General features: G+C 42.3%; 13 protein-coding genes and 1 other annotated feature. Of the genes, 5 read left to right on the top strand and 8 right to left on the bottom strand.

Going from position 1 to position 14232, the window contains the following annotated elements; genetic code table 11:
- Positions 1 to 65 precede the first annotated feature (65 nt).
- The 4 genes from AB4298_RS08375 to thrA form a co-directional block, all read right to left on the bottom strand.
- Entirely contained in the window at positions 66 to 356 is a 291-nt protein-coding gene (locus AB4298_RS08375) for a hypothetical protein (RefSeq protein WP_248997541.1), read from the bottom strand.
- Between the two features lie 245 nt (positions 357 to 601).
- Positions 602 to 1888 (bottom strand): threonine synthase, encoded by a 1287-nt coding sequence (gene thrC, locus AB4298_RS08370; RefSeq protein ID WP_371986328.1) that lies wholly within the window; start codon positions 1886 to 1888, stop codon positions 602 to 604.
- Between the two features lie 44 nt (positions 1889 to 1932).
- Positions 1933 to 2868 (bottom strand): homoserine kinase, encoded by a 936-nt coding sequence (gene thrB / locus AB4298_RS08365; RefSeq protein WP_371986327.1) that lies wholly within the window; start codon positions 2866 to 2868, stop codon positions 1933 to 1935.
- Positions 2865 to 5330: a bifunctional aspartate kinase/homoserine dehydrogenase I gene (thrA, locus tag AB4298_RS08360; RefSeq protein WP_371986326.1), complete on the bottom strand. Its 2466-nt coding sequence runs from the start codon at positions 5328 to 5330 to the stop codon at positions 2865 to 2867. The genes thrB and thrA overlap by 4 nt, the downstream gene beginning before the upstream one ends.
- A gap of 711 nt (positions 5331 to 6041) precedes the next feature.
- On the opposite strand from thrA, the gene slyD reads away from it, so the two are divergent.
- The gene (slyD, locus tag AB4298_RS08355) at positions 6042 to 6662 is read left to right on the top strand and encodes a peptidylprolyl isomerase (RefSeq protein WP_248997545.1); all 621 of its coding nucleotides are present in this window, start codon (positions 6042 to 6044) and stop codon (positions 6660 to 6662) included.
- Between the two features lie 321 nt (positions 6663 to 6983).
- Complete coding sequence (locus AB4298_RS08350; RefSeq protein ID WP_371986325.1) at positions 6984 to 7361, top strand: hypothetical protein; 378 nt, start codon at positions 6984 to 6986, stop codon at positions 7359 to 7361.
- Between the two features lie 39 nt (positions 7362 to 7400).
- Here AB4298_RS08350 and trpR read toward each other — a convergent pair whose 3' ends face one another.
- Positions 7401 to 7685 (bottom strand): trp operon repressor, encoded by a 285-nt coding sequence (gene trpR / locus AB4298_RS08345; protein WP_248997547.1) that lies wholly within the window; start codon positions 7683 to 7685, stop codon positions 7401 to 7403.
- Positions 7686 to 8272: 587 nt separating this feature from the next.
- On the opposite strand from trpR, the gene AB4298_RS08340 reads away from it, so the two are divergent.
- A complete protein-coding gene (locus AB4298_RS08340; protein ID WP_371986324.1) occupies positions 8273 to 8734 on the top strand; it encodes a c-type cytochrome in 462 nt (153 codons plus the stop codon).
- A 71-nt stretch (positions 8735 to 8805) separates the two neighbouring features.
- Here the strand turns inward: AB4298_RS08340 and AB4298_RS08335 are convergent, their stop codons facing one another.
- Entirely contained in the window at positions 8806 to 9498 is a 693-nt protein-coding gene (locus AB4298_RS08335; RefSeq protein ID WP_371986323.1) for a cytochrome b/b6 domain-containing protein, read from the bottom strand.
- 309 nt (positions 9499 to 9807) lie between these two features.
- Here AB4298_RS08335 and hpf point away from each other — a divergent pair, with 309 nt between their 5' ends.
- Both hpf and pheA read left to right on the top strand, forming a co-directional pair.
- A complete protein-coding gene (gene hpf / locus AB4298_RS08330) occupies positions 9808 to 10170 on the top strand; it encodes a ribosome hibernation-promoting factor, HPF/YfiA family (RefSeq protein ID WP_220779648.1) in 363 nt (120 codons plus the stop codon).
- Between the two features lie 121 nt (positions 10171 to 10291).
- Positions 10292 to 10410, top strand: a sequence feature (Phe leader region).
- A gap of 68 nt (positions 10411 to 10478) precedes the next feature.
- Positions 10479 to 12452 (top strand): prephenate dehydratase, encoded by a 1974-nt coding sequence (pheA, locus tag AB4298_RS08325; RefSeq protein ID WP_371986322.1) that lies wholly within the window; start codon positions 10479 to 10481, stop codon positions 12450 to 12452.
- A gap of 12 nt (positions 12453 to 12464) precedes the next feature.
- On the opposite strand, the gene AB4298_RS08320 is transcribed toward pheA, so the two are convergent.
- Together AB4298_RS08320 and AB4298_RS08315 are read right to left on the bottom strand one after the other, a co-directional pair.
- Complete coding sequence (locus AB4298_RS08320; RefSeq protein WP_371986321.1) at positions 12465 to 13751, bottom strand: cation:proton antiporter; 1287 nt, start codon at positions 13749 to 13751, stop codon at positions 12465 to 12467.
- Positions 13752 to 13799: 48 nt separating this feature from the next.
- Positions 13800 to 14138, bottom strand: a complete 339-nt coding sequence (locus tag AB4298_RS08315; RefSeq protein WP_248997552.1) for a hypothetical protein — start codon at positions 14136 to 14138, stop codon at positions 13800 to 13802.
- Between the last annotated feature and the right edge of the window lie 94 nt (positions 14139 to 14232).

The raw sequence follows: 14232 nt of genomic DNA, 5'->3' as shown, positions 1-14232 counted from the left end.
CAAACCCGTTTAATCGATTAAACGTACCCTAACCTCTAAATGTCTGCATAAGCCTTCAATAAAGATTACATTAAGCATTTATAAATCACGGCAACAACTTTTGTTGGTTCACCTAAATCCGATTGCAGCCAAACAATATGAGTGCCCTTAAGCTCTTCACCTTGCTTAATGGCGCTTAACTTTGCATCCGCTAACGCATTATCTCCACGACCAAAGCCAGTCACCATTGCAAAGCTATCACAGTGCGTAACTTCAAAGTCATAGGCTTCGTTAATCCGGTGATATAGCTCAAAGTCTTCAGTTGCACAGCCGCTTAATAAACTTGCACACAAAACACCTATAACAAAACGCAACACTAGACTGACTCCAATTTAAAATCTGCGGCGCACGATATAGAAGTTTGCAGCCTACATTTGAGAGGAAGATCACACTATGTCAGGTTTCGATGCCACAAGTCGTTGCAGCTGTTAATAAATGTGCGCGCATGCCACAAACATAAAACATCACATAACAGGCAAGTGTCTAATTAAATGAACCGCTACATTTTCACAACAAAAAAAAGGAAGCATTAACAGCTTCCTTTTTATAAAACATTGAATTTTTATGCGGTCAGAACTTTAAAAAGATGCTGTTTTAGCTGGTCAAAATCAGCCTTTATCTCAGCAGATAAAATAGACTTAGGTACCACTCGAGAAAGCGCCTCAGGCAAGTCGAGTTCAATTTGTAAAATCCCCTCCACCACTTCGTTAAATTTAGCTGGGTGTGCTGTAGCTAAGAATATCCCTTGCTCATCTCCTACTAACGTTTGCTTAAGCGCAAGCGCTGCAATAGCGGCATGAGGCTCAGAAAGGTAACCGGCTTTATTTAATGCTTTTACTGACTCAGAAGTTGCAGCTTCTGAGGTCCCGACACCAACGATATCATCAAGTGACCACCCCATAACGGCAGCTATAGCTTCGACACGCGGCCAGTTACTCGGCTCTGCAACATCCATTGCATTTGACATCGTTGCAACTGTTTTAGCTGGCTGCCATTCACCGCTGTTTAAATAACGAGGAACTGTGTCATTACTATTAGTTGCAGCAACAAAGCGTTTAACCGGCAAGCCCATTGCTTTAGCAAATAGACCCGCAGTAAGGTTACCAAAGTTACCGCTAGGTACTGCGATAACAGGATCTGTTTTATGTTGCTGTTTAAACTGTGCAACTGCCTCAAAGTAATAACAAATTTGCGCCAACAATCGACTGATGTTTATCGAGTTTGCAGAATTTAAGTGCAGACCATCGCGAATATCTAAATCTTCAAAAGACTGCTTGACCAGTGTTTGGCAGGCATCAAAATCAGACTCAACCGCAACAGTATGAATATTGTCGCCTAAGGTTGTGAACATTTTCTCCTGCAAAACACTAATTTTACCTTTTGGATAAAGAACCACGACATTGATATTGTCTAGCCCAAAAAATGCATCTGCAACTGCCGCCCCTGTGTCACCTGACGTTGCAGTCAGAATGTTAATCTTTTCAGACTGTGCTAACTCGTTTAAGCACTGCGCCATAAAACGAGCACCAAAATCTTTAAATGCTAATGTCGGACCATGAAATAGCTCTAAGCTATAAAGGTTATCGTCGGCTTTAACTAGCGGCAACTCAAAATTAAACGCACGCTCAACCAACCTATCAACAGTTTCTTGGCCTAGCTCTGATGCTAGCCATGCACCAATAACTTTTTTGCTTCTTTCGACAAAGGGTAATGCTAATAGTCCATCAACATCTTGCAATTGTGGGATCTGCTTGGGAAAGAACAGCCCTCTATCTTTCCCCAGGCCTAACTTGACTGCTTGTGTAAAACTAACCACCTGTGACGGGTGCTTTAGATTATACAGTTCCATGATAACTTCCTTTAATTCTGTTATTAATTCTTATTTAAGCGCTGTTAATCGACGATGCGTGAGCCCTGATTATCGATATGGCAAATATGTGTAAAGCCTTTATCAGCCTCAATATAATGCTCGTTTAACCATTGCTGGGCGCGGTTAGCCACTTCTAAGTCGTCAGTAATGCTAAATAATGTTGGGCCGCTGCCTGAAATCCCTGTCGTCAGCATCCCAAGTTCAGCAAGAGCTGCTTTAGCCTGTGAGTATTTAGGGATTTCACTTGCGCGATAAGGCTCAGCAAGTACATCTTTCAATACCGCAATAGCAAGTTCAGCATCCTGCTTATAAGACGCATGTACAAATGCACTTAGATTACGACCAAAATCAATAGTTGTCTGTTTATCATATTGCAGCGGCATTAGTTGGCGCATTTTAGCAGTAGAAAGCGATATTCCTGGATAGGCCACCACCCAATACCACTGCTTGAAATCAGGAATCGCTTCACAAACAGACTTTGGCGTATCTAGCATTAATTGCATGCCGCCCAAGTAGCAAGGAGCAACATTATCGTAATGAACTGAGCCGCTGATCTTGCCTTCAAACTCCCCCATTAAACGCAGTAATTCTTGCTCGTTAAAAGGCTTGTCGAAATACTCATTTAGCGCCATCAATGCTGCGACAACCGAGCTTGCACTTGAGCCTAGTCCACTTCCCACCGGCAAGTTTTTCTCAAGTGTTAGCTGCAAACCAGCTGTTTTATTTAAATGAGTTAAAAAGAACTCAGCACATTGATAGACAATATTTTCTTGTGGGTTTTGTGGCAATTTATTTGCCCAGTAACCTGTTAACGTGAGTGAAATACCGCTATCAGCCGCAGCAACCGTCACTTTATCGCCAAGTAGACAGCCATCGATTGGCGCAAGTGCTGCGCCCAGCAAGTCAAAGCCGACTCCCACATTGCCCATAGAGGCTGGGGCATAAATAGTTACGCTCATACTCCCACCTCACGAGTCCAGTTAAGTGTTCTTAAAATATCTGCAAACGCACCCGCAGCAGTCACATCAGTACCCGCTCCGTAGCCGCGAAGTACAAAAGGAATAGGTTGATAATAACGGCTATAGAATGCTAATGCGTTCTCTCCACCTTTAACGCTATACAATGGGTCTGTTACATCGACTTCTGCAATTTTCACTTTGCAACCTTCATCATCAATTTGACCTACGTAACGCAGAACTTTACCCATCGCTTTTGCGGCTTCAATACGCTGAGCAATTTGTGCATCAACTTCTACCAACTTTGCCATAAAAGCTTCTACATCACCGGAGGCATCAAATGATTCAGGCAGCACTGACTCAACCTTGATATCACTAAGTTCCAATTCCATACCTACTTCTCGGGCAAGAATAAGAACTTTACGAGCAACGTCCATACCACTTAGGTCATCGCGAGGGTCTGGTTCTGTGAAACATTTATCTCTCGCGATAGAAGTCGCTTCAGATAACGTCATTCCTTCATCTAGCATACCGAAAATATAAGATAAACTGCCTGATAAGATCCCGTTAAAACGAAGTAGTTTATCACCAGCAAAAAGTAGCTTTTTCAAGTTATCAATAACGGGTAAACCAGCACCAACCGTAGTTTCATACAAGAACTGGCGACGTTGTTTAAGCGCTGTTTTACGGAGTTCTTGGTAATAAGCCATATCTCGAGTATTGGCTTTCTTATTTGGTGTTACCACGTGCAAGCCAGCATTCATTACATCAAGATATTTGTTCGACACAAAATCGCTTGAAGTACAGTCCACCAACACTGGATTAAGCAACTGCTGCTCTTTGGCCCAAACCAACATGCCATCTAGATCGGCATCTTGTTCAGAGTCGGCTAACAACCCCTGCCAATTGTCCAAATTCACGCCTTGAGCATCGAGTAGCATTTGACGAGAGTTGGCGATGCCACAAACTCGAATAGCAATATGCTGCTCTTTTAACATATTGCGCTGCTGTTTAATCTGCTCAAGTAGTCCTGCTCCGACGTTACCGCAGCCCACTAAGAACACATCAAGATAATGCTGCACATCGAAAAATGATTGATGACAAGCTGAAATTGCATGCTTAGTTTTACGCTGTTCAACTACCGCTGAAATTGAACGCTCAGACGACCCCTGTGCAATTGCAACGATATTGACAGTCGCTTGAGCTAAAGCTTGGAAGAATTTAGCAGCAACCCCTTTGTGAGTTCGCATGCCGTCACCGATAAGCGATACAATCGCCAAATGATGACGCATTTCGATAGGCTCCAAAATGTCGCTCTTAAGCTCTAACTCAAATTCTAACTCTAAAGCCGATTTCGCTTTCGCCGCATCTTCTGTAGCAACACAAAAGCTAATACTGTATTCAGAAGAACTTTGTGTAATGAGAGACACTGATACGCCCGAGCGAGAAATAGCCCCCAATGTGCGACTCGCCATCCCTACCATACCTTTCATGCCAGGCCCTGACACATCAAACATAGTTTGATCATCGAGATTAGAAATCGCCTTAACATTTAGACCAGTTTCATCGGGTTGATCAGAAACCAAGGTACCAACTGCTTCTGGGTTAAAGGTATTACGGATATAACAAGGAATATGATACTGCGCGATTGGGGCAACGGTTTTAGGATGCAGTACTTTAGCGCCAAAATAAGAGACTTCCATCGCTTCTTGATAGCTAAGCTGCGACAACAATTTCGCATCCGACACAACACGCGGGTCTGTATTGTAAACACCGTCAACATCGGTCCAGATCTCGCAGCAGCTAGCACCTAAACAAGCTGACAATACCGCAGCTGAATAGTCAGAGCCATTGCGCCCAAGCGTGACTATGTTGCCTTGGTTATCACCTGCAGTAAAACCTGGCATCACCCATACTTGGGCAGAATCTAAGTTAATTGCGTTGAAACGTAACTTACTCGCCTCGATATCAACTGCTGACTCTAACTGAGGACCGTATCCCACCAGCAATGACTCAGGCAGCAAAAGATCTGCACTATGGTTAAATGATTTCATCACTTCAATCATTAGCGCTGCCGACAATTTCTCTCCACCGACTAATATTTGCGCTTCAACACTTGCAGGACATTCACCCAGCAAGCTCATACCATTTAGCTTGCTACTCCAAAGACTTAACTGCTGTTGCAGTTTGTCATTAAGCAAGCAATTTTGCTCTGAACTCAAGCTGTCAGCTGCTGCGCCGTATAGATTATTAAAAACTAGCTCTACTTTAGCTAAAACTTGGGCGTAATCACCACCACTCACCGCCACTTCAACCATTTCGATTAGGCCGTTTGTAACTGTCGCTGGCGCAGATAGGACGACAGCAGTGCGCTCTATGCCTGCAGATTGATTAACTATTTCAGCCGCATCTTTAAATCGCTGCCAATTAGCAAGCGATGTACCGCCAAACTTCATAACTTTCATCGTAAACTCCTTTTACCGCTCGCCCAAGAAACAAAAAAGCCCGCTCCTTTTGGGGGAGCGGGCTTGATATTTAGCTTATATCAGGTTGTGCTTAGCCCGCCCCCACGTTGGTAATCGTGGTGGTTGTAATAATGGTTGTGGTCATTAAAACGTGGCTAAACATAAAATTAGGTATTATCCAATTGGATTAATTTGTGTACTAACAGAATTGCTTTTTACTGGGGCGCTGTCAACCCCTAAATTTAACTAAATTGTTATTATTGAACCTTTAAGATTAAAAGGTAGCAGAAGTGTCATAAACTCTCATTTATAAGCATTTACTGACTCATTATATAAAGGAACATTGATTTACGTTGACGTAAACTAAAACGGAATCCAAATTAATAACCAACAAATACAAAAACTTAAAATAAATTAAACACTGAACAATCCAGTATAAATATGGAAAGGATAATATTGACAGATAAAACCATTCAACAGCATATTCTCAACAATTTACTCTAAAATTATTTAACAAGCTGTAAGGAAGCCTTTATCTAAATAAAATAGTACAAAGTATATAGATAAGTTCTATACCGAATAAAACTTAAGCAACAATTTTGCACTTTTGACAAATAAAAGATGTGGTTTAGGTAGCAGAAGTGCACTGCGTCTATCGCTTATAGCGTTAAAGCAGGCTAGAATGCGCGCAAATTTCCGATTGGAGCGAATATGAAAATCACCGAAAAATGTGCTGTTAGCATCCATTACCGATTATCAGATGCAAAAGGCCAGCTTGTAGAAAGTTCTTTTGAAGGCGAGCCAATGATCTATCTGCATGGCGCAGAAAACATGATCCCAGGTTTAGAAGCGGCTCTTGAGGGTAAAGTGCAAGGTGACACCCTTGATGTAACTGTAGATGCGGAGCAAGGCTATGGCGCTTACCATGACGGTCTTCGTCAAGAAGTACCACTATCTGCATTTGGCGATATTGAAGACATCGTTCCTGGTATGCGCTTTATTGCAGAGACTGAAATGGGTCAACGCCCAGTACAAGTTACTGAAGTTAAAGATGACGTAGTCATTGTTGATGGTAACCACCCTCTTGCAGGCCAATCTTTAGTATTTAACGTAGAAGTACTTGAAGTACGCGCTGCGACTGAAGAAGAAATTGCCCACGGTCATATCCATGCACACGGCGGCGGATGTGGTGGTCACGAGCATTCTCACGAAGGTGGATGCTGTGGCGGCGGGCACGATCACGGCCATGAAGGTGGTTGCTGCAGCGAAGACGAAACTAAAGAAGCAAAAGAAGGCTGTGATGGTAACGGCGGCTGTGGCTGCAGACACTAATTGCAGTTCTTTAGGGCTAACGCTTTAGCGCTAGTTCTTTAGCATGAATCTAAGCCTGTTTCATTATTCACAATGAAACAGGCTTTTTTTATGACTACAATCAAATCGACTATTTATATTTACTTAGTTTAGCGCCAGTGTTGACAGTCTTAATGCTAGCCAACTTAAGTAACAGAATGCTTTAATCATACTTAAGGATGATTAAAGCATTGCTTTGTAGCAAAGCCTGAGTGGTAAAAGGTATCAAAAGCCAAGTTCAAATGGATGGATTCAAACAAAAGGGTTGTTTGAGCTAAAAAATGAAAAGCAAAGGATCTGCAAATGTTATCTAAACCAATCTACGAAGCGCTCCCATTTTGTTATTTATCGCTCGGGAGCCTTAGCTTTATGTTACTCCCTTCTATTTATGCGCAAACACTGGGTATTGTAATCTTTTTATTTGGTAGCCATATTTACCTATTGCGCTCAAGTAATCGCCGTACCGATCCTAAAAGGCGTCGTAAAAAAGGTTGGCTCCCTGCCTTTATTTATGAGCATATACCACGCCTTTTTCTACTATTGAGCCTATTACTTCTAAAAGTCGATTCGACTACTATACCAATCATTAGCCTTTTATTGATGAGCAGTGCGTTGTACCTTGCCTTAAGACGCTCCCAATATCGTAAGCACAAAACAACAGATGTGTATTGGCTGTCTTAATGGTTCATTCATAATTGAACTTGATATCTGAAAGTGAAATTAAGCTCCATCCATAATGAGCAGTTTAATTGAGTCTCTTTGCTCTACAGGCATATGCTTAAGATAATTAGAACAGCGTGTAATCGTCGCAATACTAATCTCAAACTCCTGCGCTATTTGGCGCTGGCTCATTTCGCCTTGCAGTAACATTTGAAATACTTTCAACCTACCAGCAACAGCACTGCGCTCTTCTTCTGTTAGCAATAGCTCAAATAATACAATTAAGCTTTGCTGATCTGGTTGCATTAATACCTTCTCTAATACCGAATCCCACTCTGCGCGCATCATAACTCCTATTTACAACTAATCACGTACTAGTGCGTCATTACGCACTGATTGTAGCAAGATTATCGAGCCAATACACTTTTGCTAATACCAATCAGTATAAGAATTAGCGTGGTTCAGAGCGCTTTTGGGTAAGCTAACGCAAGGCGAATAACTGAAAGAATGGTAACTCGCTTGTAAAGTTGCTCAACCAAGAAGTAGGTAGCCAAAACGCTCTAGAATGCCGAGTTTTTTTGTGGCCCTGATACTGCGACGCCCAAGAAAAAAGTGGGAGTTCATCCCTCGTTTCTCTATGATCCTCACGCGTTATAAACCACATAGAGCTGGTGAATCTCATTAAAGCAAGACTATACGGATATAGAAGGTAGAGTAGTGCAGGAGCAGTTACCGAGAAGCATTTAATGATCTTGCCTCGGTGACGCTAAACTCTCTCTGAGCGAATAAACCTTTATATTAGTTGGTATAGATATCACTCATTTGTAACTAAGAGTAACTATTATGAAAAACGATTGGTGCTGATAGGATAAAACTATATACAATGGCGGCAGGACGGATCACATAACACAATAAAAACGTGAGAAATAACCATGAATAAGATTGCAAAGATGAGCCTTATCGCACTAGCTGCAACAACAACGTTCGCAACAAGTGTTTACGCAAATAACTTTAAAGAAGCGGAAGACGCAGTTCATTACCGCCAATCTGCTTTTAGTATGATTGCCTATAACTTTGGTGATATGGGTGCCATGTTAAAAGGCAAGAAAGAGTTCAACGCCGAAGTTTTTGCTATGCGTGCAGAAAATGTTGCAGCGCTATCTAAGCTACCATTAGAAGGCTTCATCGCGGGTTCTGACAAAGGCGACACCGAAGCCCTTGCAAAAATTTGGAGCGATAAAGCAGACTTTGACGCTAAGATGAAGACCTTTCAAGAAAATGCAGCAGTTCTTGCTCAAGTTGCAGCTAAAGGTGATAAAAGAGAACTTAAAAAAGCTTTTGGTAACACAGGTAAAGGCTGTAAAGGTTGTCACGACGTATATAAGAAAGACTAATTAGTCTTTCTGCCACACATAAAAGCCTGTTTAATTAAACAGGCTTTTTAATTGTAAATTCGATACCTTACTTAAAGCATATCAATCACAGGTAACATTAAGTAATTCACAACAAGAGCGCCAATCACAGCCGCAATAACAACAGCTTTAATAACAGAGGCAAAGGCAAGTTCATCAGCGTTAATAGCCGCAACCTTAGACTCGGGTAACTTCTTATAACCACTAAACATGGCACCAAGGATTTTGTCACCTTTAATCATATGAACCCCAACAGCGAGTACATGCACCGCAGCTAAGATTAAAATCAAATCAAAATTCTTCTTATGTAACCAAGTCAACCAACTTGCGGTATCGGAGCTCACTAAAGAATAAAGTGGACCTTCAGTAAAGATTTCGTCTGTGGCAAATAAACCTGTCACTAACTGTACGCAAACTAAGGTAATTAACGTAACTACCATGTAGCCACCAACAGGATTGTGTCCTACAGAAGCTGAGATCCCATCACGCTTAGTTTGAGCAAGATAGTTTATAACTGTTTTGGGGGAGCGAACAAAGTGACTAAAGCGAGCAGTCTCACTACCTATTATTCCCCAAATAAGTCTAACGCCAATTAACACCATCAAGCCGTAGGCTAAAATCTGATGCCATTCCATTTCGCCCGCATCGGCGGTCCACCATAATCCTGCGAGCAAGCACAACATACCCCAATGGAAAACGCGAGTTGGAATATCCCACACTTTAACTTTGACTAGATTTTGTTCCATGTTACGGCACTCTTGAAAAATAATTCATCTGGTGGCGACATTATAGAGCGGGAATTACCTGAGGGCTATCGAGTTATTTACACTGGGATTTTTGCGAAAAAGGCTAAAGTAGAGTCAACTTATCTAATCCAATATGAGCCAATTTTTCAGGGTTTACAAGGAAATTTGCCCAGTTATTGTCTATATTTGTCTAAGTGATCAAATAAAAAGCGAACAGTTTAAAAGAGCCAACAAAACGTGATTTAGATCACGACTTTTGATTCTGAGATTGGTAGTCTGAATTCAAGGAAACAACAAAAGGTTCGAAATATGATAAAGATTACTAGCAAGCACTTTGAAGTTACTGAATCTATCCGCGAACGTATTGAAACCAGACTAGGTAAGTTAGCAAGACACGATGTGCAGCTAATTAATCCGCACGTTATTATTGAACAGGAGAAGCAAGGGTTTAAAATTGAAGCTTCTGTCGGCATCCCAAGTGCCAAGTTATTTGCCCAGGCGAAACACGACGACCTTTACGCAGCAATTAATGCAATGGGACAAAAGCTGGAGAAACAGCTAAATCGCCTGACTCATAAACCAGAAAGTCAACGTCACGCAGCGCTTAAAGTAGAAGATGATGCCATTGATGACGACTTTGATGACAACTTAGAGGAGGAATACGCAGCTTGATATCATTGTTAAATTTACACGCAAAGCGCACCCTCGGGTGCGCTTTTTAATGCAAAAAACTCAATAACAACAAGTTTTGATTGACACTCAAGCGCCCCACCTTTAGTTTTAATTGCATGAACAAAATCCACACTGCATTTTTTACTTTCTTTTTTATACCCCCCACTTCTGGAGGCGGAATTTCGGTGTAAAAACGAAAGTGAAAATTCCAAAGCCTCCCACATGGGAGGCTTTTTTATGTCAGCAAAGGCAAGTTCTAATTTTTAACTTCAAAAACTCAGTGCGCATTAAAAGATACAGAGGCCAAGATGAACAAACCACAACCTTTAGATCACACTCGTGAACAGATCACTAGTCTCGACAATGACTTATTAGCACTACTCGCAAGACGAAGAGAGCTTAGCCTAGATGTAGCACGCAGCAAAGAGGTTGATGTTAGACCTATCCGCGATACTATCCGTGAAAAAGAACTGCTTTCAAGACTCGTCAAGCAAGGGCGGGAACAAGGGCTAGATGCCCACTACGTGATTTCACTGTATCAAAGCATTATTGAAGACTCTGTGCTCAATCAGCAAGCCTATTTGCATGGTCGTGCCAACCCTGAAACCCAACAGCAACAATATTGCATTGCTTATCTCGGAGCCCGTGGTTCTTATTCATATCTAGCAGCAAGCCGCTACTGCGATAGACGCCAAGTGGAAATGCAAGACTTAGGCTGCCAAAGTTTTGATGAAATTGTGGAAGCTGTAGAGTCTGGACATGCGGATTATGGATTCTTACCAATTGAAAATACCTCATCAGGCTCAATCAATGAAGTTTACGATGTTCTGCAGCACACCAGTCTTGCTATTGTCGGTGAAACAACTATTGAAGTAGGCCATTGCTTATTAGCAAATAGTGGCAGCTCCATTAACGATATCAAAACCGTTTACGCCCACCCGCAACCAATAAGTCAATGCAGTCGCTACCTGAGCCAACACAGCGAATTTAAATTGGAGTATTGCTCAAGCAGCGCTGAGGCAATGGAAATGGTCTGCAATGCCAATGATAATAGTGTCGCCGCAATCGGCAGTGCAGAAGGTGGTGCATTGTATCAATTGGAAGCGGTTGAAACGGGTCTTGCCAACCAAAAAGTCAATCAGAGCCGTTTTATTGTGGTGGCGAGAAAAGCAGTTGAAGTACCGTCACAATTACCGGCAAAGTGCACCCTGATTATGGCTACAGGCCAAAAGCCTGGCGCATTGGTTGAAGCCTTATTAGTCCTTAAAGCTCGCAACCTAAACATGAGCAAACTTGAGTCGCGCCCAATTCCAGGCACGCCTTGGGAAGAAATGTTCTACCTTGATATCGACGCTAACCTCTCTAGTGAGCCAATGCAGGCTGCTCTGAAAGAATTAGAAAGAACTACCCGCTTTATCAAAGTACTAGGCTGTTACCCATGTGAAACCGTTAAACCGACTCAGTTAAGCAATAGTCAGCTAATGATTGAGCCTAACACCTCGAAAACGACCGCGGTTACAACGCCAACTAACCATAAACAGCAGCGTTTTAGTAAGCAGTATAAAAATGAACCAACTCAAGTAATTTGCGGACAACTTAACCTTGGTAACGGTAATCTAGGTGCTATAGCTCAGGTGCAACTCCCCCTTGATTTACAACAGTTTGAGCAAATGGCCAAAGAGCTAAAAGAATCTGGGTTCCAAGCGGTTGTTATTCAAGGCTTGAGTCAACAAAGCGATCTCATTAGTTCCATCGATAAATTTAAGCATGCCCTAAGTCAATTTAACCTAGTGTGTATTTTAGCGATTGAACATGAAACTGATTTAAGCATGGCAATCCAATTTGCCGATGTGGTAATGCTTGCTGGCAACTTAATGTATAACCAAGCCATACTCAGCCAGCTCGGCAGTTTACTGGTGCCAGTGATTTTAGAGCGAAATGCAATGGCAAGCGTGGATGACTTACTTAATGCGGCAGAAGAAGTGCTCAGCCAAGGCAATCAACAGCTAATCCTATGTGAGTCTGGTGTAACCACACTTAATAACTCAGGTAAACCATCGCTAGATCTAGCCGCTTTAGTAGAGCTGAAGGCGATGAGTCATTTACCGGTTGTGGTTAATCCAAGTTATGCTATTGATGCTGATCAACTAGCTACATTTGCTAAAGCCATTAAGCAGCTAAAAGGTGACGGTGTAATGATGAATCTAAGCGCGATAGACACAACGGCTCCCGCTCATCCTGATGAGCTAATAAAAGTGGTATTAGGCAACTTGTACCACTAACTCAAGTAAAGATTAAGGTTTACGCTGAGCTTCGTGCTCAGCGTTACTTTTATCAATTAGACTCGGGATTGTAGTGCCTTGAACCAGTATAGAGAACACCACTACGGCATAGGTCATCACCATTAGAAGTTCACGTAAATCAATGTTACTGCCAGCTAAAATCGATACGCCCGTAGGTAAACTCATCGCCATAGCAAGTGCTAAGCCGCCACGTAGCCCGCCCCAAACTAATATCTTCTCCGCATAAGAGTTATAACGTCTAAAGCGTCTAAACCCGAAATAAGGCAGATAAATGCTGATAATTCGGCCAATAAGCACTATCGGCACTGCCAGTAACATAAACCACCATAGCTCAGCGTCAAAGTGGATCAGTAACAACAATAATCCAAGTAGTAAGAACAGTAATGAATTAAAGAAAGACTCGATCAGCAGCCAAAAACTATCTAGATGCTCCCACTCACTTTCTTTAAGTAATCTAGGCACACTGACATTGCCAATAATTATCCCCGATGCCACCATAGCTAAAGGCCCTGACACGCCAAGCATATCTGCTCCAACGTAGCCTGCACTAGGTACAAGTAGCGTCATCAATAAGTACTGAGTTCGCTCTTCAGAGAAATGCAGCATACCATGTAGCATCGCCGCTAAAATGCCGCCATAAAGCAGCCCACCTAATGCTTCGCGAATAAATAAGCCACTGACACCTGCTACTGTTAGCGGCTCTGTGGAGAAGGCCACCTGAGATATAGCAACAAAAATAACTAATCCAATACCGTCATTAAACAGTGACTCGCCTTCGACTTGAATAGCGATATCTTCTGGCGCACCTAACTGCTTAATTATGGCCAACACAGCAATCGGATCGGTTGGTGAGATCAACGCGCCAAACAGCAGGCAATAACTGAAGTTAAGCTGTAAGCCCAAAAAGCCAGACAACAGGTATAACAAACCGCCAATAACTAAGGTAGAGATAAGTGTCCCGACAAATGCCAGCACAAAAATTTCCCAACGTTGCTGCTTCAATACATTGAGTTTTATCTGCAACGCACCGGCAAACAATAAAAAGCCTAACATGCCGTTCAGCAGCAAAGCTTTAAAATCCAGCTGTTCTAAGTCGGTTACTAAAGTTGAATAAACTGACACGCCGAAAATCTTACCCGCCGCCAAGATGGCGAGACTTAATCCCAGTGCTAATGCGGTGATCGTTATAGTCTGTTGCCAACGGTGTAATCGGGAAGAAATGAGCGAAATAACTAAGGAAAGTGCAGATAAAAGGCAAAGAATTTCGTAACTAGTCACAGGCGGGTCTCAGTCAGGTTCTAAATGTTAGGATTTGGCTATATAAGATTAGATATTTCGGCCTTCAATAAGACTTAACCAACCTTTAAACACACGCCCCGCAAACCACAAAGCGCCTGCGACATAAAGTGTTGTACTGAGCCACTGTGGGGTAGCGAGATAACCAACAATAAAAACGGTAAACAGGCCTATGATAGACCAACGCTGCCAACGTAAGTGCACTGCCATAGTACTATTTGAATATTGTTGCGGCTGGTAGATATTAATGAGCAGGCTGAGTGCTGCTGGAACAAGAAAAAGCGGAAAACAGGCCATTAAGCCATATAAGAGGTGCGCAAGACTCTTGTCTTCTAGTGCTAGCGGTTGAGAATGTAAAGTTGATGCCATACGCCACTCCATAGAGATATATTATCTAAGACGGTAAGAGACAGGCGCTATTCCATCAAGGCCTGTCATTAACCTTACTTTCTCAAACTGAGTT

The sequence above is a fragment of the Shewanella sp. 10N.261.52.F9 genome (genome assembly GCF_041471165.1).
GTDB classification, from domain to species: domain Bacteria; phylum Pseudomonadota; class Gammaproteobacteria; order Enterobacterales; family Shewanellaceae; genus Shewanella; species Shewanella marinintestina.
This window is presented reverse-complemented; position numbering and strand designations above follow the sequence as displayed.